Source organism: Ureibacillus endophyticus (assembly GCF_003628435.1).
GTDB classification, from domain to species: Bacteria; Bacillota; Bacilli; order Bacillales_A; family Planococcaceae; genus Ureibacillus; species Ureibacillus endophyticus.
The window spans coordinates 1-21371 of the sequence record NZ_RBZN01000049.1 but is presented as its reverse complement, the minus strand read 5'-3'; the positions used below and the strand labels follow the sequence as shown (position 1 = coordinate 21371).

Genomic DNA, 21371 nt, shown 5'->3' with positions numbered 1-21371 from the left:
AATGTCTAGCTCTGGTGGTTAGGCTCTCGCGTCACTTCGACTCTTCTGTCGAAGGCAAAAAGCGCCTTCTTGTCAGAGTCTCCAGTGCGTGTCGAGCCTGAGCGAACCACCTCCGCTTTTCGAATTGTCTAGCTGCGAACGCTAGCTCCTCGACAACTTCAGAATCGTCTTCAAGGGCAAAAAGCGCCCTTTTGCCGATTCCTCCAGTTGTTTTCGGAGCTAAACGAGCGTTCTCCGCTTTTCTAATGTCTAGCTCTGGTGGTTAGGCTCTCGCGTCACTTCGACTCTTCTGTCGAAGGCAAAAAGCGCCTTCTTGTCAGAGTCTCCAGTGCGTGTCGAGCCTGAGCGAACCACCTCCGCTTTTCTTTTTAACACTTGCAAATTTAGATGGCATATAGTACGCTAATGTTAAATTTCACATTTGTAAAATCGATGATAGGAAGTAGTAGCAAGCACGTTTTTTTAAGAGAGTCAGCGGTTGGTGAAAGCTGATAAAAACACTTGTGAATCCGTCCTTGAGTAGCCATGTTGAATTCGTAGTAGACACTGGCCGGTTGAAAAGCCGTTATTTGATAAGTGGATTAGATATTATCTAATCAATTAGGGTGGCAACGCGGGTAGCTCTCGTCCCTTTTATTGGGGATAGAGGGCTTTTTTATGTTTTAACCCTTTAGCAGAATGAAGTGAATCAATAATGAGTGGTATTACTTTTTATTATCGATTAATAAATTAAGGAGGAACTACCGTGTTAGATATTAAACGTGTTAGAGATAATTTTGAAGAAGTGAAAAAAATTCTACTTACTCGTAATGAGGATTTAGGAAATTTAGATGAGTTTGAAGAGTTAGATGCGAAGCGCCGTGAATTAATTGCGAAAACAGAAGTGTTAAAAGCAGAGCGTAACAAAGTATCTGAACAAATTTCAATCATGAAGCGCAACAAGGAAAATGCTGATGAAGTTATTGCACGTATGCGTCAGGTTGGAGATGAAATTAAAGAGCTTGATACTCAACTTCGTGAAGTAGAAGAAAAGTTTGAATATATGATGATGCGCTTGCCAAATATCCCTCATGAATCTGTTCCAGTAGGTACAACAGAAGATGATAATGTGGAAGTAATGAAATGGGGAGAGCTTCCAAACTTCAATTTTGAAGCTAAACCACACTGGGATTTAGCAACAGATTTACAAATTGTAGATTTTGAACGTGCTGCTAAAGTTACAGGAAGTCGTTTTATTTTCTATCGTGGATTAGGTGCTCGTCTTGAACGTGCATTAATGAGTTTTATGATGGACTTACATGCAGAAGAACATGGTTATGAGGAAATGTTACCACCCGTTATCGTAAATCGTGATAGCCTAACAGGTACTGGTCAATTACCGAAATTTGAAGAGGATGTATTCAAATTAGCAGATACAGACTACTTCATGATTCCAACAGCAGAAGTACCTGTAACAAACTTCTTCCGAGATGAGATTATTGATGGTGATATGTTACCAAAAGGCTTTGCTGCTTATAGTGCGTGCTTCCGCTCTGAAGCTGGTTCAGCTGGTCGTGATACGCGCGGTCTTATTCGCCAACATCAATTCAACAAAGTAGAGCTTGTTCGCTTTGTTAAACCAGAAGATTCTTACGATGAATTAGAAAAACTAACTGGCCATGCTGAAAAGGTATTACAATTATTAGGTTTACCATATCGTAAATTATTAATGTGTACAGCAGACTTAGGGTTTACAGCTGCCAAAAAATACGACTTAGAAGTTTGGATGCCAACTCAAAATATGTACCGTGAAATTTCTTCATGTTCAAACTTTGAGGATTTCCAAGCGCGCCGTGCAAATATTCGCTTCCGTCGTGAACAAGGGGCAAAACCAGAGTATGTACACACATTAAATGGTTCAGGCTTAGCAATCGGTCGTACAGTTGCTGCAATTTTAGAGAATTTCCAACAAGAAGATGGATCAGTTATTATTCCTGAAGTATTAAGACCATACATGGGTGGCAAGGAAGTAATTGCACCAGCAAAATAATAAATTAAGGGATATTTGTCCAGTTAGGACAAGTATCCTTTTTTGATTTCAACCAGCTACACAATTTTGGTAATTTTACATTTAATAAGAAAAATATACCAATTGGTAGAGACGTGTTATATCATTTAAATATAAAACAAAGGGAGTAGGGGGATGTGCATGAAGAAGTTTTATAAAAAACTATTTTTAGCAAGTACAGTCGGTATTGTTGGTGTTGCTGGGAGTTTATCAATGCAAGTACCTACATTTGCACAAGAAAATGATACAACTTCAGAGTTAGAAATAAAGGCAAATGAATTTATTAAACTTGCATCTGAGAATAAGTGGGAAGATGCGTATAAATACTTTAATGAAAAACTCCAAACTATATCAAAAGAATATATTTCAGCGACTTGGAATAGTTTTGCAGCAAACTATGGACAAACGAAATCCATAGAATTGAAAGATGTGAAAAAGAATATAGTACATACGAGAGTCACTTTTTCAGTTACTGGTGAAGTAAGTCCGTATGAGCTATATTTTAACTTTGATAAAAACGGTAAAATTGATGACTTTTCTGTTGGTTACCCAACATATCCATATTCAACACCAAGTTATGATCATCCTGAAAATTATACTGAAAAGGAAGTTGTTGTTGGAAGTGAAGAATTCCCATTACCAGGGGTTTTAACGTTACCAAAAGGGGAAGGACCATTTCCAGTAGTAGTACTAGTACAAGGTTCAGGACCCCATGATATGGACTCAACTTACCTGGGTAATAAACCGTTTAGAGACATAGCAGTTGGACTAGCAAATGAAGGTATTGCTGTTTTAAGATATGAAAAAAGAACAAAGGTTTATCCATTTAAAACTGGGACAAACCCGAAATTTACAATCCAAGATGAGACAGTGCTAGATGCAAATTATGCTGTTGAAACATTAAAGGATATTCCGGAAGTTGATGCAAAAAATATCTATGTTCTAGGTCATAGTCAAGGTGGATTTGCACTTCCATTAATTTTAGAAAATGATAAAAATGGGGACATTAAAGGTGGAATTGTAGTTGCAGGTCCAGCAGGAAAATTCCAAGATTTATTAGTATGGCAACTTGAACAATCTTTAGAGAAAGCAAAAGATGCAAATGCACCTAAAGAACAAATTGAGGCATTAGAAGCGAATGTTGCGTTTTGGAAGACACAAGTTGGATTAATTAATGACCCACAATATACTTTAGAAAACCCACCAACTGACTTCCAATTAGGACCAACTGATTGGTGGTATAATTTACGTGATATTGAAGCTCCTGAAGTTTCTAAAAAACAAAATGTTCCTTTATTTGTTGTTCAGGGAGGTAAAGACTTCCAAGTACCTGCATCTCATTTAGAGTTATGGAAAGAAGCTCTAAAAGAAAGAGATAACGTATCATATAAATTTTATCCAAATATGCACCACTTCCTTGCTGAGAATCCAAATGCTACAGGAACAACAGCTGACTATTTGGCTCCAGCAAATACTTCAAAACAATTAATATCTGATATTGGTCAATGGGTAAAAACAGGTGTTATTGAAGAACAGTCTGAAGAAAAGCCAGAAGTAGGTTTACCACAATATAATGATTATGAAGATAACCAATATTGGTCAAAAGCCTTTACTTGGGCGATTCAAGAAGGGATTATAAAAGGTTATCAAAATGAAAACCTTTTAAAGCCAAATAATGCATTAAATGAAAGTCAATATTTAACAGTATTTTTCCGATACACAATGGGCGAAGCATTAAAGGATGAATCCCTTAAAAATATTTATGCACTGGCAAAAGAAAACGGTCTACCTGTAAAAGGAAGCGCATTTTCTGAACTATCACTTCAAGAAGCAGCAGTTTTAATTTCGAAAAGTATTACAAAGAAAGATATGTCAGTAGATGAGTCGGTGAAATGGTTAATGGATAACAACATTTTAGAAGGACTAAATGTAACAGGAAATGAATCATTAACACAATCAATTACGAGAGCGCATTTTGTAACGCTCCTTCATCGTATTCATGAAGCAAATTTAATAGGGAAATAATAATAATGTAATGTCATAAAAGCTTGTCCGAGCTTTTATGGCATTTTTTTAGTGGGAAGCAATACTTTTGAGCTAGTGCAGAATTTATTTATACATCAATTTGACTTATAATTTTCTTTAATTTAGGTAGTTTTAACCTTTTTATCCTTTAACATGCTAAAATAATGAATAGTAAAGTAGATACATAAGTATTACGATGAATTCAAAAAAATTATGATTTCTCAAAATCTCTTAACTTTATATGTTTTTCTACTGATGAATTTTCAAAAAGTACTGATATCATCAGGTTTTAATGAATTTCCATATTTACATATTAGACTTTTAATCGTTCTGAAAATTTTTTATAATAGGGTAATAGTAATAGGTACTTAGTAATGAGAATAAGATGATTTATAGCAGTATTTTATTAAAATATTAATATTTTAATAATTGATCGAAATATTCATTTACAGCAGTTAGGAGGTGGGGAGAGTGGCATTTAATCTTTACTATTATGAAAGTAAAGTGGAATGTAATTGTTGTAAAAAGAACTTTACTACTTATAAAGTACGTCCTGGTCGATTTAAAGTAGTGTCACAAGATACAGATTTTATGCCTATTTATGAGGGATTAAATCCATTGCTGTATGAAGTAGCAGTATGTCCAAATTGCGGATATGCCTATCATAAGTCCCTTACCCGTACTTATGGGCCGTTTATGCTACTAATTAAAGAAATGTATATTAGTCAGTTAAAAAAACCATTGAACATTTGTAAAGAGCGAACAATCGATGAAGCAATCGCAAGTTTTAAATTGGTTTATTTAGTTGCAAGATCGTCCATGGAAGAAGATTTGATTTTAGCTAACTTTGCATTGAAAATTGCTTGGCTTTATCGGTTAAAAGAGGATAAAGAATCTGAAATGCACTATTTACGATCTGCAAGAGAGTTATATGCAAAGTCATATGCTTCCAATAAAGAAGGAGAAGAAAGACTACAATATTTAAATGCTGAATTAAGCCTTCGTATTGGAGATATTGAGGAAGCAAAAAGGGGATTTTCGCGACTTATTGCTGGGCGTGAGGTTTCAAATAAATACCGAAACTATGCTCGTAAGCGTTGGGAGGACTATAAATACTCCATTGAATCAAAAATGGAAAGTGAAATAAAGGAAGATATAACCGAGTAATAATTTTACTTAAGGTGGGAATTATCATGAACTTAAAATTCACTAGGAAGCTTGATGTCACGGAAGAGGAAATCTTTTCTGAATTACATCACTTTTTGTTAAGAAAAAATAATCGAGTTTTATCAAATGATCAAATCGTGGAGAAAACCGGAGTGCCTGTTGAATTAATTTATAAATGGGTTAAAACAGGAAAATTAAAAAAAGCGATGTTTCCGAATCTTGGAGCACCATGTGAACGATGTGGAAAGATAACGAGCAATACCAAGCTTTGTATAGATTGTACACAATCAATTACAAGTACATTAGCACAAGAAGAGAAAGACCGCGAATGGTTCAACAAAATTAAACAAACCAGCAGAAAAAACACATATCATTATAAATAAAAAGACTTAGCCATTCGACTAACGGGTTCTCTTTTGGGGGACAATTTATTTAAAAAGCAATTAAAAACGCAGACCTATTCGCAATGGCGGATAGGTCATTTTTTATTGATATACTAATATTTATATTGGGTAAATCAATAAAATCGCAGTCATTTTAGCACAAATTATTACTTGTACAACAATCATTGTACATTTTGTATTAAATACTATTTATTAGGAGATAATATATACTAAAATATATACTATTTTATTGTTATTGGGGGAGTAGAATAATGCGATTTATTAAACCAAAAGATAAAAAAGTACAGAAAGTAAATTGGGAAATATCTGAACAGACGATAGATTTAGTCAAAGCCTATGCAGAATACACAGATTACAGCGAAACGGAAGTTGTTGAATTCTTTCTTCGTTATATTCGAGAGGATAAAGACTTTCATACTTGGGCAACAAAAAAACGTAACAATAAGAAGCTATTGAAATTATTGGAGTTACAAGATAACGAATTGGGGGAAACAACAGTTGAGTAATCTTAAACGTCTCGCTACGGTTTCGGATACCATTATGGAAATAGAAAACCCTTTTTCATTAGCAGATATAGGTGAGAGAAATAAAGATTATCCACTTTTATCAGATAAAAAGTTCGCTACGAAATATAGTAAATCTTTGTTCCTTCCTGTTAAGTTCAGACTTAATGATGTTGAACATTCCATTCAATACAATTTTTGTATCAATCCCTTTTGTAAATGGTTCGGACAACCTCAAACTCGTTTCACTTCGGTCAAGAATAAACCCTTCCGTTATAAACTTATTGGGAAGGAAGGCAATAAATCTATTCAATGTAATTGTGACCCGATATACCCCAATCGAGGAATAACATTAAATTGTACCTCCGCTCCGTATTCAAATTGGAGTTTAGTTCAAGAAATTGAACGATTGACAAGAATAAACTCTGTTCGTGACATTGAACCTGAATATGAATTCCATAAAGAAACTTGCATTTATACTCAAGAAAATCCATTTGACGACCCTACCCTTTTCTATAAAAGAGGAAAAAGTAAAACAGGTACACAACGTTGGCAATGCAAGGCGTGTGGAAAAAGAACTGATATGCTTCCTACAAGGAGAAAAACATCAACTTACCATCAAAAGCGAAATGACATTTTACCATTGTTTACAAAGTTACTAATAAATAAAATGCCCGTTTCTCGAACGGTGGAAGTATTAGGAATCGGAGTAAAAACCTATTACAGTAAATTGGAATGGGTTTATCGACGTTGTTTAGAATTTTTAGAACGTCATGAACAGAAACCACTTCAACAGAAATCGTTTGGAACAGTTTGGATTAATACAGATAAAATGATTTATTATTTGAATAATGTAAGGAAAAAAGGTATGGGTGGTAATCAATATAATGATATAGAGGATAAACAGTTCCCGACCCATATCATTATCTCTGCTGATGTATTTTCACGGTATGTATTTCGTTCTGATGTTGCTTATGATTGGGATATTAGACTTGAAGATATTATGTTAGATACCGTCCTTTATAAAGAAGACCATCTTCACGAATTTGCTCGTAAACATGCAAGGTTACGATACAGTTCCTATCCACAAAAACCAACCAAAAACGATACACAAACCGAATCAGAATATAATGAAGCACTAAGAAGGTTTAATCTTAGGGAACGCTATATCGAAGGACTGCATACAAATTCGACTTATACAACAATGGCTCACTATTGGCTAATAAAGGAACTTATTAATGCCAAAGAATGGCGGTTTGTAACTGATAATGATAGTTCCTTATTGACTGCAATGTATCGGGTATTTTCAGAGGACTTTAAAACGTATTCAGCACACCATTTTCTTTGTCTCACTGACCGAGAAAAATCGAGAAAAGAAGCATACAGTGAATATCAAGATGCTAAACAGGATTTGCTAAGTTGGGGACTTTCAATGGGAATTGATAGTCGTTCACCATACACAATTGCTTATCATTACTTGGAGAATTTATTTAAAGTTCGAGGGCATACATTTCATAAAGAAATTGTTTTGCCTACTCACAGATTTTTAGTAAAAGATAATAACCCTATCATTCATCCACTTGCTTCGATAGACAAAGGTTTCTCAAAAGTAGATTGTACTACTGATTTGTCTTCATTTGAACCAGAACAAGTGGCAAAAATGATACTCAATGTAAATGACCACTCAACCAATTTTTTCATCCAACAGATTCGTAGAAAGTTATCAATTTTAGAAAGACCTTTAACTACCGCGAGGGGTGATGGGAAAAGCTATATTTATTCCAATTTCAATCCTAAATATGCACAGATGGCTCTGACTATTCTTAGGACTTATTATAATTTCTGTTTACCCTACAAATCTGGCGATAAAAAGAAACTTACCCCTGCACAAAGGTTAGGCATTACAGAAAAAGTGTTTACAATAGAAGATATATTATATTTAAGATGAATCAGTCGTTATATAAATTATGCTAAATATGTAAAATAGAGGGTATATACCATTTATATGGTAAAATAAATAAGGGGGAGGGGATGTATTTGAAACGATTGTTTGTACTTTTAACTCTAATTTCAGTGATTGCAATTTTAACTGCTTGTTCATCTGAACCATCTTTGGAGCTAACGAATAAAAAAGTGGAAATTATTAATGATAAGGAAAGACTTGGCTACATGACTTTACAACAAGGCGAGAAAGCAGGTCAGGACGTAGCACCTACAAAGTTGTTTTACACTTTTTCAATTAAAAACACAGGAAGTAAGATAATTGGAAAAGACGTTGAACTATTAACATTAAAAATTGAGCCAAGTCAAGAATTGGTGACTGTTTCTGAGGAAGTAATGGGGTTTAATATTTTTAATCCAGAAGGATATAATGAAACGGGATTAGGTTATGGACATACGTTTGATAGTATCCTTGGACCTAATGTAGAAGGAAACTACACTCTACATTATGATTTAGGAATTGATATAGAAACGACGGAGGCTCTTTTCGTACCATCTAAGGAACAATTAGAAAAATTACAAAAACATGCTTTAGAAGCAACTTTAATTGTAATGTTAGGCGAAGAAGAATTAGTTCGCTTTGATTTGAGTGAAAAAGAATAATATTTGTTATTAAATGTGCTAAAAAGTAACACTAATATAAAAGCATCGGTGCTAATACCGATGCTTTTTTGTGTGCTAAACTACTTACTATTTATAACGTTTTTTGAATTTTTGTCCCCTGAAAGAGAACCCGTTACCATTCGACTAAGTCTTTTTTTCTTTCTCCATTTAGATGAATAAAAATCCAATACTTATAATAATCCCTGTATAAATTAATACAAATAAACAGAATCCCATAATATCTTTTGCACGCAATCCTGCTATAGCGAGAGCTGGTAATGCCCAGAATGGTTGAATCATATTTGTCCATGCATCTCCCCAGGCAATTGCCATTGCCGTTTTTGCATAATCTGCCCCGAGTGTTCCTGCTGCTTCTAACATAATTGGTGCTTGCACTGCCCATTGGCCACCACCAGATGGAACAAAGAAGTTTACTAAGCCAGCAGAATAAAATGTAAATAAGTAGAATGTAAATTCATTGGAAATAGCAATAAACCACTCAGAAAAGACTATAGCTAATCCTGATGCTGTCATCATGCCCATAATACCCGCGTAGAAAGGAAATTGGAATACAATGCCGCTAGTTGTTTTAATTGCTTCCTGAGCTGCTGCTAAGAATCGTTGTGGAGTGCCGTGAAGAATAATGCCAAATATGATAAAGATTGAATTGACTATATTTAAATCAAGTGTGAAGCCTTTAGTAGCAAAGTGGTAAATGAGATATGAAAGACCAATAAGACCAATTAAAATCGTTAACAGTGTACTTCTTTCCGTCCATGAAGCAAATGTTCTTTCGGCAGGAGGGAAAGTTTTCTTCTCTTCCTTCAATAATGCAGGGTCAACCTCAACAACATCTTCTTCTTTCGGCATCATCCAGCGATTGAAGAAAGGTAACGTAAAACCTATTACAAGGACAATAAATAAATTATATGGTGTGAAAATTGTATCGGATGTAGAAACAACTCCCATGATATCAGCAAAAGGATGCCCATCTGTTGCAACAGAAAGTGGGATAGAGCCTGCTAATCCTCCATGCCACACAACAAATCCAGAATAAGCACTAGCAATTAATAAACGATAATCAACTTTTTTAACTTGTCGTGCAATTTCCTTAGCAAATAAAGCACCAATGACTAATCCAAATCCCCAGTTAATCCAACAAGCAATAAGGGAAACAAAGGTAACAATAATAATTGCACTACTTGGCTTCTTAATTTTGCTTGCAATAGAGGTTAGAAATTTCTTGAATACAGGACTATTTGCTAGTACATGCCCTGCAGCTAAAACAATAACCATTTGCATCGTAAACGCTAATAAACCCCAAAAACCATCTCCCCAATAAACGACCATGTCTAACGGTGATGAGTCTGTTAACACAACGCCTAAAAATAAAACTAGCACAGTTAAGATTGCAACGAAAATATACGGATCTGGTAAGAATTTTTCCATAATCGTATTAGAGATTCTCGTTAAAAACTTCATCGTCACATTCTCTCCTTTCGTTTTATTTAAAAGCAGGTAAGTGCTTTCACTAGAATCATATGTGCGGTATTAAGTATTTATAATGGTCATAGTGAAAAATAAGAAAAAGTAAACATAGCTTATATTAATAGCTTCGTAATCATATATTTTATTAGGACAAGAATATGTAGGGGGCTATTTGTATGAAGGGAAAAGTTTGGGATACATTTGAAGATGCCGTCTCTGATATTCAAGATGGTGCAACATTAATTGTAGGTGGTTTCGGTTTGTGCGGAATTCCTGAAAAAAGTATCGAAGCATTAAAAAATAAAGGGACAAAAAATTTAACGATAGTTAGTAATAATTGTGGAGTAGATGATTGGGGACTAGGCTTACTTTTAGCAAATAAACAAATTAAAAAAATCATTGCCTCCTATGTTGGAGAAAATAAAATATTTGAACAACAATTTTTAAATGGCAAGATTGAGGTGGAATTAACACCACAAGGGACATTAGCAGAAAGAATACGTGCAGGAGGAGCAGGTATTCCTGCATTTTATACACCAACTGGGGTAGGGACACCAATTGCTGAAGGGAAGGAAACACGCTACATCGATGGAAAAGAATATTTACTTGAAAAAGCGATAGTTGGTGACTTTGCTCTCGTAAAAGCGTGGAAAGCAGACAAATTAGGAAACCTCGTATTTCGGAAAACATCCAGAAATTTCAATCCGATTGCTGCAACAGCAGGAAAAATTACAATTGCAGAGGTAGAAGAAATTGTTGAAATTGGAGAACTCGATCCAGATGAAATTCATACACCGAGTATTTATGTTCAGAGAGTTGTCCTTGGGAAAAACTACGAAAAACGTATTGAACGTTTAACGGTTGTAAGTAAGGAGGACTAAGGATGAATGCAAGACAACGAATAATAAAAAGAGCAATAAAGGAAATTAAGAACGGCATGAATGTTAATTTAGGAATAGGTATGCCCACACTGCTTGCCAATGAAATACCTCCTAACATCAATGTGTTATTACAATCTGAAAATGGTTTACTAGGAATAGGTCCTTACCCGAAAGAAGATGAAGTTGATTCAGATTTAATTAATGCAGGGAAGGAAACAGTTACAGTTGTTCCAGGAGGGTCCTTTTTTGATAGCGCTGAATCTTTTGCAATGATTCGTGGCGGGCATATAGATTTAGCTATTTTAGGAGGAATGGAAGTCTCTGAAACAGGAGACTTAGCTAACTGGATGATTCCTGGAAAGATGGTAAAAGGAATGGGTGGTGCAATGGATCTTGTTGCTGGTGCCAAGCGAGTTGTTGTCATTATGGAGCATGTATCTAAGCATGGGGAGTCGAAAGTGAAAAAATCCTGTACATTACCTTTAACAGGAAAAGGGGTTGTACATCGATTAATCACGGATTTAGCTGTGTTTGATTTTACAGATGAAGGAATGAAGTTAGTAGAGTTAGCAGATGGAGTAACAATAGAAGAAGTAACGAAAAAAACAGAAGCGTCCTTTAACATTGAATCATCGGTGCTATTAAACTAATTTTGGTGTCTCCTCAAAATCGAATTGTCTAATTATTTTAACTAGGCTTTAAATTTTGTTTTATAATAGAACAAGATGATAATAAAGGAGCTACCAAAAATGGAACACTTATTATATAAAAACTTAAAGAATATCGAGCTTTCTGGTATTCGTAAGTTTACGAACATGCTTGTTGATTATCCAGATGCCATTAATTTAACAATTGGCCAACCTGATTTTCCAACTCCGGAACATGTGAAAGAGAAGGCAAAAGAAGCCATTGATAAAAATTATACATCTTATACACCAAATGCCGGGATATTAGAATTACGTAAGGCGATATCAAATTTTTACAGCTCAAAATATCAATTATCTTATAATCCTCAAGATGAAATTATTGTAACTCACGGTGCATCAGGAGCATTGACAATAGCATTGAGAGCGATTTTAGAAGAGGGCTGTGAAGTAATCTTATCGGGTCCAGCTTATCCTGGATATATTCCATTGGTAGAACTATGTGGTGCAACGCCAGTAATTGTAGATACCACATCTACTAAGTTTGTGTTAACAGCAGAGTTAATTGAGAAGAATATAACAGATAAAACAAGATGTGTAATCTTACCATCACCTTGTAATCCTGTTGGTTCAATCATAGGAGAACAAGAATTAATAAAAATCTCAGCGCTTTTAAAAGATAAGGAAATATTTATTATCTCTGATGAAATTTATAGTGAGCTCATTTATGATAAAACGCATAAATCCATTGCTTCATTTGAAGGAATGCGTGAAAAAACGATTGTGATTAACGGTGTTTCGAAGTCACATTCAATGACAGGTTGGCGTATTGGATATACGTTAGCACCAAATTATATCACAAAAGAAATGACAAAATTAAATGGCTATTACATTAGTTGTGCTTCAAGTATTAGTCAGTATGCTGCGTTAGAAGCTTTAACTAACGGATTATCTGATCCAGAAGAAATGAAAAAAGAGTATCAAGTGCGCCGTGATTATGTATATAAACGGTTAGTGGATATGGGTATAGACGTGTTGAAACCAGATGGAGCGTTTTATATTTTCCCATCTATTAAAAAGTTCAATATGCTATCCTTTGACTTCTGTGTAAGTTTACTTAAAGAACAGGGACTTGCAACTGTACCAGGAAGTGCCTTTTCTCCAATAGGTGAAGGCTTTATCCGACTATCCTTTGCTCAACCTGTTGAGATATTACAAAAAGGAATGGACCGGTTAGAAAATTTTATAGAGAAATTAAACAAGGGTACAAAATAGAGCGATTATTAACATGTCATCAATAACCATCCAAATTTGGGTGGTTTTTTGTTTAATTGATAATATGCGAAACATTTTCAATCATTAAAACATCTTGAAATTGTATATTTTTTTCTATGAAAAAGTCGAGAAGATATCCAAAGATATCAAAATTACTATTTTTATTAGGGACTTCTAATGTTATCGAAGTACCATCATTTAGATATAATTTTAACTTTATTTTTAACATACCGAGCTTCTCCATTAGTATATTTTTAATAATTTTAAAATGAATGGAGAAGTAATTCTATAATAAAAATCTTTTATTTATTAGCTGATTCTTTGGATAATTATAAGATTATTTATAAAATTATATTGTTAATTTTCACCAAAAATAATTGTAAAATCATATTCGCTTTTATATTTAATCTTTTGTTAAGAAAATGATTTATTTTGTAAGTATTATTTCGAGATAATACCGTCTAGAAGAAACTATCATCTTATTTAAATTCTATCGCTCTAAAATAGGGAATTGTTTATTTATTGCTCTTCTGACTCAGCTAGTAATTTTCGTAATCGCTTTTCTTCCTTTTTTCGTCCACGTAATGCGCGGAAAAAGTCAGTAAGCAATTGCCCACAATCCTCTGCTAAAACACCCTCTGTTACATCGCATTCATGGTTAAATCGCGGATCATTTAGAAGTTGATATAATGAGTCTACACAACCTGCTTTCAAGTCCCTTGCGCCATACACAACTCGTGGAATTCGAGATTGCAGAATTGCACCTGCACACATTGGACAAGGTTCTAACGTTACATATAATGTTGTTTCTTCCAAACGCCAACTTCCAATTACTTTACAGGCTTCTTGAATGGCAAGTAGTTCTGCGTGGGTAACTGCATTTTGGGTAGATTCTCTTAAATTATGAGCTCTGGCGATAATTTCACCTTGAAATACAATAACGGCACCAATTGGTACTTCACCGAGGGAACCAGCAATTTTTGCTTCTTCTATCGCTGCCATCATAAATTGGCGATCTTTATTATTTATTTCCACGTTCATCTCTCCTTGAAGGTAGTGTATCATAAATTTTATTCCAATCTTTAGAGTTGGGGCCTTTCCAAAACGAATAGTAAATTATCCTAAGTCTTCTAGGTAATGACCTTTGTTATTCCTACTGTTCCTATGATAAAATGTATAGCATTGACGAATTTGGCGTGAAGGGGGAACTTCTTGTGACAGTTCCATTTATTACAGTAGAGGGGCCAATAGGGGTAGGAAAAACATCGTTATCAAAGGCAATTTCATCCCATTTTGATTTTCATATCTTAAAGGAGATTGTAGATGAAAATCCGTTTTTAGGGAAGTTCTATGAGGATATTGACGAATGGAGCTTTCAAACAGAGATGTTCTTTCTTTGCAATCGGTATAAACAGTTAACAGATATTAAAAATCATATATTTGAAACAAGGTCACCTGTTGTAGCTGATTATCACATATTTAAAAATTTAATCTTCGCAAAGCGTACGTTAAAGCCTTCTGAGTACGAAAAATATGAGGCTATCTATAAGATATTAACATCGGATATGCCACGACCTAATATGATTATTTATTTACATGCAAGTTTGGATACGTTAATGAGTCGGATTGCAATGCGAGGAAGGGAATTTGAAAAGCTGATAACACGGGAATACATAGAACAATTGGCTAGCGATTATCATGAATTTATCCAACAGTTTGTCATTCAACATCCCGAAATTCCTGTTCTCCAACTAAATGGCGACCATATAGACTTTGTGAAAAATGAAGATGACCTACAACAAGTATTGAAAATGGTACAAGAAACGATCCAACAAAGGAGTTTACATCAAGAATGAATTTACGTGAAAAGTATAATATTCCAGCAACGTCTGTAATCACAATTGCTGGTACAGTAGGTGTAGGGAAGTCTACGATGACCAATGCATTAGCGCAGGCACTAAATTTCCGTACATCTTTTGAAAAAGTAGACAGTAACCCATATTTAGATAAATTTTATGATGACTTTGAAAAATGGAGCTTTCATTTACAAATTTATTTCCTTGCAGAACGATTCAAAGAGCAAAAACGTATTTTTGAATATGGCGGTGGATTTATTCAAGACCGCTCCATATATGAAGATACAGGTATCTTTGCAAAAATGCATAACGATAAAGGGACAATGAGCCCAACTGATTATGAAACATATACAAATTTATTTGACGCAATGGTAATGACTCCTTATTTCCCACATCCTGATTTATTAGTTTACTTAGAAGGTCCAATTGATGATATTATCGGGCGTATTCATGAACGTGGCCGTGAAATGGAACAACAAACACCACATGACTATTGGATTGAAATGCATAAGCGATATGATGAATGGATTAATAATTTCAATGCATGTCCAGTACTACGTTTAGATATTAACGATTATGATTTAAAGGATAACCCAAATCAAATCGAAAGCATTGTAGAGCGTATTGCCTACATGTTAGAACAAACATCTCATTTAAGAAAATAATTATAAATGGAAAGTACAACGTAGAAATTGACGTTGTGCTTTTTTATTTTGGATTTATTGGGATATGGACGAAACATTATTAAAAGTGGACCGTATAGAAATAAAAGGGAGTGGGACAATGAAGAAATATATTGTTTTTATTTTTAGTTTTGTTCTATTTTATATGTTAGTACAATTATCATCAGGCTGGGTTCTAACTGCATTTTATATGCCAGATTTATCATTAACGAAGTCTTCATTCTTACCATTAATCACATCATTGACTATTGCAACAATTTCCTACTTTTTGTCTCAAAAACTATTTGTAAAGAATATGAAATAATACATTGAGATGTTCCTTAATTGGGGGCATCTCTTTAATATTTTGTGGTATTTTATGTTAAATTTAAGTTTGAGTCATATCAGTGGGGGGATATGAATTATGAAGTTTTGAATATTTTTATTGGCATTATCTTCATTTTCTTAGGAAATGCGCTATTAAATATAACAATCGATGATCAATTAACGAAGAATATAATGCTTAAGATTTCTGGTGGTCTAGTAGTGTACTCAGGTATTGTCTTACTTGTAAGGGCATTAAAAAAAGATAGTAAACATAAGAGAGGAGTTTGATGGAATGATAAAAGGGTTTGGAGGGGTTTTTTGGAGATCTAACAATCTTGAGGCTGTAAAAGAATGGTACAGTAAAGTATTGAAAATTGAGGATAGGAGAGTGGAATGGCACTATCATAAAACCGAAAGAAGGAAATGAAACAATTTTTTCTTTATTTAAAAGAGAGTGACAGTTATTTTCCTGCCGAACAACAAGTAATGTTGAATTTTCAAGTTCATAATATGGACGAGGTGATTAAGCACCTTGAACAAATTGGTGTACCTCTTGTAAAGGATATGGAAGTTAGTGATTTCGGTAAGTTTATTTGGATTAAAGATCCAGATGGCCGATTGGTGGAGCTTTGGGAGAAATAGCATTTTACAAACAAATCTAGAATGAAATTGCTTTTAGGTGCAATAATTCGTGCGAGGTGGAGATAAATGAGCAAATTTGAATGGAGGAAAGAATTAAAAGATCTCTATTTACCTAAGAAACCTACTAAAATAGACGTTCCATCAATGAAATACTTTACAATTGAAGGTAGAGGAAATCCTAATAATGAACAATTTAATGAATATGTGGAAGCTTTGTATTCATTGTCTTATGGAATTCGAATGCTACCAAAGAAGGGAATTACACCAGAAGGATATTTTGAGTATACCGTGTTTCCTCTAGAAGGTGTATGGGATTTGGATGAAGTAGGTAGAACGTTAGACTATTTAAGCAAAGACCATTTTGTTTATAAATTAATGATTAGACAACCAGATTTTGTAACAGAAGATTTATTTCATAATGTTTTAGAAAGCGTTAAGCAAAAGAAGTCTAATCGTCAACTAGATAATGTAAAGTTTGAAACCCTCATAGATGGTTTATGTGTCCAAACAATGCATATTGGAAGTTATGATGATGAACCAGCAACCTTTGCTTTAATGGAACAATACTGTGACCAAAATAATCTTAAGAGAATAGAAAAAACACATAAGGAAATTTATATTTCGGATCCTAGAAGGACATCACCAGAAAAATTAAAGACAGTATTAAGATTTAAAGTAGCAGAGTTGTGATCCTAATGTAATAAAAAAGTAGGTTTCCGACTAATAGAAACCTACTTTTTAATATTAACTCTGTGCTTGCATATATACTTCTTCATATGGTTGGACGATGACAAATCCTTCTCCTTCAAATCTCATTTGAATAGACTCGCCACTGCCTCTTCCAATAAAGGTTTTAAAAGAAATATCTGTTTGGATTTCAGGTTGGAGATTTCCTGACCAAGCTACCGTTGCATTTGGATCTGTAATGACAGGTTTGCCTGGAGTAACACGTAATGTTAGCGGTTCATAATGCGCTGTAATGGCAACAAGTCCGGTACCTTCACATCGAACGTTAAATAACCCACCAGCCATCATTCCAGCGACCTTTCTCATCAATTTAATATCATGCTTAATGGATGGTTCAAAGGCTAATAGGTCATTACCATTTACATAGATTGCTTCGTTCTGTAGATGTAATATAATAATCTTCTTCCCGCTATCGGCTAAATATAATTTTCCTTGCCCGTTTGCTTTCATGAGAGAGGTACCTTCACTAGTTAAAGCTTTTTTAAACATCGCACTAAGGCCATGTTCTAAAATACCTTCTCTTTCAAATTTGATTTTCCCTTCATAAGAAACCATTGAACCCGCTTTAGCCCAAACAAGTCCATCTAGATTTACTTCAAGAATTCGTGGAGTTTCTAGTTCAAAAAATCCTTCTCCCTTATCTACTTGTTCCGTCTGCTTGATAAATTGTTCAATCGAATATTTATTCATATTCAAACACGTCCCCTCTTTATTACCATATACGTAAATTACGTAAATGAAGTTTCAAAGAATTAAGAAAAAGCCTTCCTAAAGCTATAGGAAGGCATTTAGTAAATAACATATAATTTATTTATATGTACATCTAAAGATTTCATGAATCTATAATTTAAATCTCCGAACAATTTCGTTTAATTTTTCTGCCATGTTTGCTAAAGATGTTGAAGAGGCTGTAACTTCCTCCAGGGTTGCTAATTGTTCCTCTGAAGCTGAAGCAATATCATTTGCACTACTAGCAGTTGTTTTTGCGAGAGCAGAAACTTCATCAATCGCAGCATTTACTTGTTGTGCACTCGCAGATATTTCTTCAGATATAGAAGATAACTCCTGAGTTTGGGAATTAACATGGGAGATGGATTCTAATATTTGTTTGAATGTATCGCTTGTTTGTTCTGTAAGTTTCAACCCGTTATTAATTTCTTCATTTCCCTTAGTAGTCATTTCAGCAGCTTTTACAGTGTCTGCTTGCATCATTTGAATAATATCTGAGATTTGGTTTGCGGATTCTCTAGACTGTTCAGCAAGTTTACGAACCTCATCGGCAACTACTGCAAATCCTTTACCATGTTCTCCTGCACGTGCTGATTCAATTGCAGCATTTAATGCTAATAGATTTGTTTGTTCTGCAATGCTAGTAATAATTTCAATAATATTACCTATTTCGTTAGATTTTGATTCTAACTCATTCATCACTAATTTTGTTTCCCCGCTTGCTTTATAGATAGAGTTCATTTGCTCGATAACTTTTTGGATATTTGTATTACCTAGGTTTGCTTGGTGTGTTGTTTCTTGAACTGAGTCAGCAACTTGGCTTGAAGAGTCAGCAATACTTTGAACACCTTGAGTAATTTCAGCAATTGCGCGGGCACTATCAGCAGTATTTTGATCTTGAACTTCCACATTTTTTGTTACATCTTGTATAGAGATAACAACTTGGTTTGTAGCTGTAGAGGTTTGTTCTGCACTTGCCATTAATTCCTCTGCAGAAGATGCAACTTGTTCTGAGTAATGATTAACTTGTTGTAAAATATCCTTTAAATTTCTTGTCATTTGATTAAATGCTTCAGATAATATCCCAATTTCATCTTTCACTTTTACATTTACTTCTTCAGTTCTTAAATCTCCTTCAGCGATTAAAGCTGCCGAAGAAGTTAATTTGTCTAATGGCCTTAGTTTTAAACGAACAAGCAACAGGGAAAAGAAACTAGATACCATTAAAAGAATTATAGAAGTGAAAAGGACTACTTTACTTACGTTTAAAGCTTTATCTTTCGCATCAACTTCTGATTGAACCCATTTTGAAAGTTCACTTTTAAAATCATTTAATGTTTTAGTAATTTCTTTTTCTCCAGCTTTATATTTCGAACCATATAATAGATTTCTAGCTTTGCTTGCTTCCCCATTTTCAACCGCTAGTATTGCTACTTCTTGAACAACTGATAATTCATTCGTACTCTTTACAAACTTCTCTGCTAAGTCTATTAAAGTATCCGGAATTTTATTTTCTTGCAATTGAGCAAGGGTTTTTTCCATTGTTTTTTCTTCATTAACTTCTTTTAAATAGTTATCGATGTGTACTTTATCTCCAAATTGTGCATAAGATTTAATTTCTGTAGATAAATAGTCTGATGCATCTTGTAACTGAACTGCTAGCATTGCAAGTTCTTTATCTAAAATTAACATATCTTTTTGCTCATTTGTTTTATCTAAAAAGTATATAGAACTCCAAACAGTAAAGGCAATTAGTACTAAAGTTAGTATTAATGATATCTTTAAAAGTTTCTTTATCTTCATTTTAGCCTCCTATATTGATAATTTATTAGTTTTAAATATAGTCGTTAATTATGAGAAAATCCACACTTTTCATATAATTCTATATTAATAATGCAACTTTATAATTACTACATGTTTTTTTGAAAGTAAGAGCAAACTAAGATAGTAAAAAAGGAGGGATTGAATTTGGGTAAAAAAGGGACAATTCATGATGTTAATGACCAAGCAGCGTTAAATAATAATATTGGATCATCTACCTTGCAAATGAATCCGAATATCGCGAGGCAACATGAAAAGCCTAAAACAGAAAATGAAATTCTCCAAAATAAGGGGAATAAAGGAAGCAAATTGATTTAATTCTCGGCAAAATAATTTAGCGGCTTACATTTGTAAGCCGCCTTTTTAGAGGATAATATTTACTCTTCTTTGATAAAATGAACTTCATCATGTCCACATTCTTTACACACCATTAGATGGGGACAAATTTGATCTTTTGCTGTGTTCGGATAACCGTCTCCCATTTTTACTGTTTCTTCATCATTGTAATGTCCATAAGGGTCTAAGTAATCCGATACTTTCCCTGAGTCTTCTAGAAGAGTTTGGCATTTTGGGCAATATACTTCTAACGTTTTTAATGAATTGCATAAGGGACAAACCGCCATTTTTACACACCTTTTTTAGATAGTTAAAATTCTAGAACTCCATGTTTCTTCACTAGGGTAATATTTGTTTGAGAAAGCATATCATTAAACTGTTCTATATTGTCGTTATAATGCATTCCGTATAGTTTTCCATGTAGAGTGGTAGGGTAGTAATTGAGAACTTCTTGTATTGATGCATGGACACCATTTGATGTAAAACTTATATCTTGGAATATAGCAACGGTGTTTGTATCAATTTTGCTAAGGATATTTACTTGGTCCATCCATTTAATATCCCCAGTAAATACAATGTTTCCTTCTTGCCATGAAAGTTTAAATCCTGAGCTAGGCATGCCTTTTACATGGGCATTGGTTGTGTCAAACAGAGAAAACTCATAATCCTCAATTTTATAAACTTCTCCATCAGATAATGTAATAAAGGAACAAAAATCTTCTATTGTATGATCTTGATTTTCAAGTCCATTACACAATAATTTCTTTAAGGGTAAAAGTAAGTTTTCATGAACGATAATTTTCGTTTTTTGGGGTGAATGTTGTCCATTTATAAATTGCCAATATCGTTGCATAATCATTTCTTCTAGCCCACCAACATGATCAAAATGTAGATGGGAAATGTACACAAAATCAATATCAGTATAACTAAAATTTGCTTCAGTTATGCTATTACGTAAAGTTGTTCCGGCATCAATTAACAGATTTGTTTTATTTAATTGTAAAATATAGTTATTATGAAAATTGCTTTTCGTAAAAGCACCACCAACTCCAAGTGGATACATTTTCATATAGTTTCCCCCTTTTAACGATTCGTATTGTCAAAACTTATATATATAAATCGCTAATAATCGTTGGTTTTATAGTCTTTTACGCAAAAAAACTTGCCACCCCCTGGATTTTGGTGTTAGTTGAGGTTACCACACACAAAACTA

General features: G+C 34.0%; 22 protein-coding genes, 1 pseudogene and 1 other annotated feature. Of the genes and pseudogenes, 17 read left to right on the top strand and 6 right to left on the bottom strand.

Annotation, left to right across the window (positions count from 1 at the left end; genetic code table 11):
* Window positions 1-423 precede the first annotated feature (423 nt).
* Window positions 424-635 (top strand) — a binding site (T-box leader).
* A gap of 110 nt (window positions 636-745) precedes the next feature.
* The 7 genes from serS to D8M03_RS14660 all read left to right on the top strand — a co-directional run bounded on the left by serS (window position 746) and on the right by D8M03_RS14660 (window position 8750).
* Window positions 746-2029: a serine--tRNA ligase gene (gene serS, locus D8M03_RS14690; RefSeq protein ID WP_121215581.1), complete on the top strand. Its 1284-nt coding sequence runs from the start codon at window positions 746-748 to the stop codon at window positions 2027-2029.
* Between the two features lie 159 nt (window positions 2030-2188).
* A complete protein-coding gene (locus tag D8M03_RS14685) occupies window positions 2189-4072 on the top strand; it encodes an alpha/beta hydrolase (protein ID WP_170148462.1) in 1884 nt (627 codons plus the stop codon).
* 471 nt (window positions 4073-4543) lie between these two features.
* Window positions 4544-5239, top strand: a complete 696-nt coding sequence (locus D8M03_RS14680) for a DUF2225 domain-containing protein (protein ID WP_121215579.1) — start codon at window positions 4544-4546, stop codon at window positions 5237-5239.
* A 26-nt stretch (window positions 5240-5265) separates the two neighbouring features.
* Window positions 5266-5622 (top strand): hypothetical protein, encoded by a 357-nt coding sequence (locus D8M03_RS14675; RefSeq protein WP_121215578.1) that lies wholly within the window; start codon window positions 5266-5268, stop codon window positions 5620-5622.
* A 272-nt stretch (window positions 5623-5894) separates the two neighbouring features.
* Window positions 5895-6149, top strand: a complete 255-nt coding sequence (locus D8M03_RS14670; RefSeq protein ID WP_121215577.1) for a hypothetical protein — start codon at window positions 5895-5897, stop codon at window positions 6147-6149.
* Complete coding sequence (locus D8M03_RS14665) at window positions 6142-8094, top strand: IS1 family transposase (RefSeq protein ID WP_121215576.1); 1953 nt, start codon at window positions 6142-6144, stop codon at window positions 8092-8094. Before D8M03_RS14670 ends, D8M03_RS14665 begins: the two co-directional genes overlap by 8 nt.
* An 89-nt stretch (window positions 8095-8183) precedes the next feature.
* Window positions 8184-8750 carry a hypothetical protein gene (locus tag D8M03_RS14660; RefSeq protein ID WP_170148461.1) on the top strand — a complete coding sequence of 189 codons (567 nt, stop codon included), beginning with the start codon at window positions 8184-8186 and terminating at the stop codon, window positions 8748-8750.
* A 168-nt stretch (window positions 8751-8918) separates the two neighbouring features.
* On the opposite strand, the gene D8M03_RS14655 is transcribed toward D8M03_RS14660, so the two are convergent.
* Window positions 8919-10232, bottom strand: a complete 1314-nt coding sequence (locus D8M03_RS14655) for a short-chain fatty acid transporter (protein WP_121215574.1) — start codon at window positions 10230-10232, stop codon at window positions 8919-8921.
* Between the two features lie 182 nt (window positions 10233-10414).
* Here D8M03_RS14655 and D8M03_RS14650 point away from each other — a divergent pair, with 182 nt between their 5' ends.
* The 3 genes from D8M03_RS14650 (at window position 10415) to D8M03_RS14640 (ending at window position 13038) form a co-directional block, all read left to right on the top strand.
* Window positions 10415-11119, top strand: coding sequence for a CoA transferase subunit A (locus D8M03_RS14650; RefSeq protein ID WP_121215573.1), 705 nt, complete (start codon window positions 10415-10417; stop codon window positions 11117-11119).
* 2 nt (window positions 11120-11121) lie between these two features.
* The gene (locus tag D8M03_RS14645; RefSeq protein ID WP_121215572.1) at window positions 11122-11769 is read left to right on the top strand and encodes a 3-oxoacid CoA-transferase subunit B; all 648 of its coding nucleotides are present in this window, start codon (window positions 11122-11124) and stop codon (window positions 11767-11769) included.
* A 99-nt stretch (window positions 11770-11868) separates the two neighbouring features.
* Window positions 11869-13038, top strand: coding sequence for an aminotransferase A (locus tag D8M03_RS14640; protein WP_121215571.1), 1170 nt, complete (start codon window positions 11869-11871; stop codon window positions 13036-13038).
* A gap of 519 nt (window positions 13039-13557) precedes the next feature.
* Here the strand turns inward: D8M03_RS14640 and tadA are convergent.
* Window positions 13558-14073, bottom strand: a complete 516-nt coding sequence (gene tadA / locus D8M03_RS14635; protein WP_211330972.1) for a tRNA adenosine(34) deaminase TadA — start codon at window positions 14071-14073, stop codon at window positions 13558-13560.
* Window positions 14074-14252: 179 nt separating this feature from the next.
* On the opposite strand from tadA, the gene D8M03_RS14630 reads away from it, so the two are divergent.
* The 6 genes and pseudogenes from D8M03_RS14630 (at window position 14253) to D8M03_RS14605 (ending at window position 17215) form a co-directional block, all read left to right on the top strand.
* Window positions 14253-14894: a deoxynucleoside kinase gene (locus tag D8M03_RS14630; RefSeq protein WP_121215569.1), complete on the top strand. Its 642-nt coding sequence runs from the start codon at window positions 14253-14255 to the stop codon at window positions 14892-14894.
* Window positions 14891-15559 carry a deoxynucleoside kinase gene (locus D8M03_RS14625; protein ID WP_121215568.1) on the top strand — a complete coding sequence of 223 codons (669 nt, stop codon included), beginning with the start codon at window positions 14891-14893 and terminating at the stop codon, window positions 15557-15559. Before D8M03_RS14630 ends, D8M03_RS14625 begins: the two co-directional genes overlap by 4 nt.
* A 118-nt stretch (window positions 15560-15677) precedes the next feature.
* Window positions 15678-15881: a hypothetical protein gene (locus tag D8M03_RS14620; RefSeq protein WP_121215582.1), complete on the top strand. Its 204-nt coding sequence runs from the start codon at window positions 15678-15680 to the stop codon at window positions 15879-15881.
* Window positions 15882-15973: 92 nt separating this feature from the next.
* Window positions 15974-16171: a hypothetical protein gene (locus tag D8M03_RS14615; protein WP_147404829.1), complete on the top strand. Its 198-nt coding sequence runs from the start codon at window positions 15974-15976 to the stop codon at window positions 16169-16171.
* 4 nt (window positions 16172-16175) lie between these two features.
* Window positions 16176-16525 (top strand): annotated as a pseudogene (locus D8M03_RS14610) (VOC family protein).
* A 66-nt stretch (window positions 16526-16591) separates the two neighbouring features.
* Complete coding sequence (locus D8M03_RS14605) at window positions 16592-17215, top strand: GyrI-like domain-containing protein (protein ID WP_121215566.1); 624 nt, start codon at window positions 16592-16594, stop codon at window positions 17213-17215.
* A 54-nt stretch (window positions 17216-17269) separates the two neighbouring features.
* Here D8M03_RS14605 and D8M03_RS14600 read toward each other — a convergent pair whose 3' ends face one another.
* Window positions 17270-17962, bottom strand: a complete 693-nt coding sequence (locus D8M03_RS14600) for an AIM24 family protein (RefSeq protein WP_121215565.1) — start codon at window positions 17960-17962, stop codon at window positions 17270-17272.
* Window positions 17963-18112: 150 nt separating this feature from the next.
* A complete protein-coding gene (locus tag D8M03_RS14595) occupies window positions 18113-19804 on the bottom strand; it encodes a methyl-accepting chemotaxis protein (RefSeq protein ID WP_121215564.1) in 1692 nt (563 codons plus the stop codon).
* Between the two features lie 165 nt (window positions 19805-19969).
* Here D8M03_RS14595 and D8M03_RS17785 point away from each other — a divergent pair, with 165 nt between their 5' ends.
* Complete coding sequence (locus D8M03_RS17785) at window positions 19970-20140, top strand: hypothetical protein (protein ID WP_170148460.1); 171 nt, start codon at window positions 19970-19972, stop codon at window positions 20138-20140.
* 59 nt (window positions 20141-20199) lie between these two features.
* On the opposite strand, the gene D8M03_RS14590 is transcribed toward D8M03_RS17785, so the two are convergent.
* A complete protein-coding gene (locus D8M03_RS14590; RefSeq protein WP_121215563.1) occupies window positions 20200-20445 on the bottom strand; it encodes a hypothetical protein in 246 nt (81 codons plus the stop codon).
* A 23-nt stretch (window positions 20446-20468) separates the two neighbouring features.
* Window positions 20469-21227 (bottom strand): MBL fold metallo-hydrolase, encoded by a 759-nt coding sequence (locus tag D8M03_RS14585; protein ID WP_121215562.1) that lies wholly within the window; start codon window positions 21225-21227, stop codon window positions 20469-20471.
* Window positions 21228-21371 lie beyond the last annotated feature (144 nt).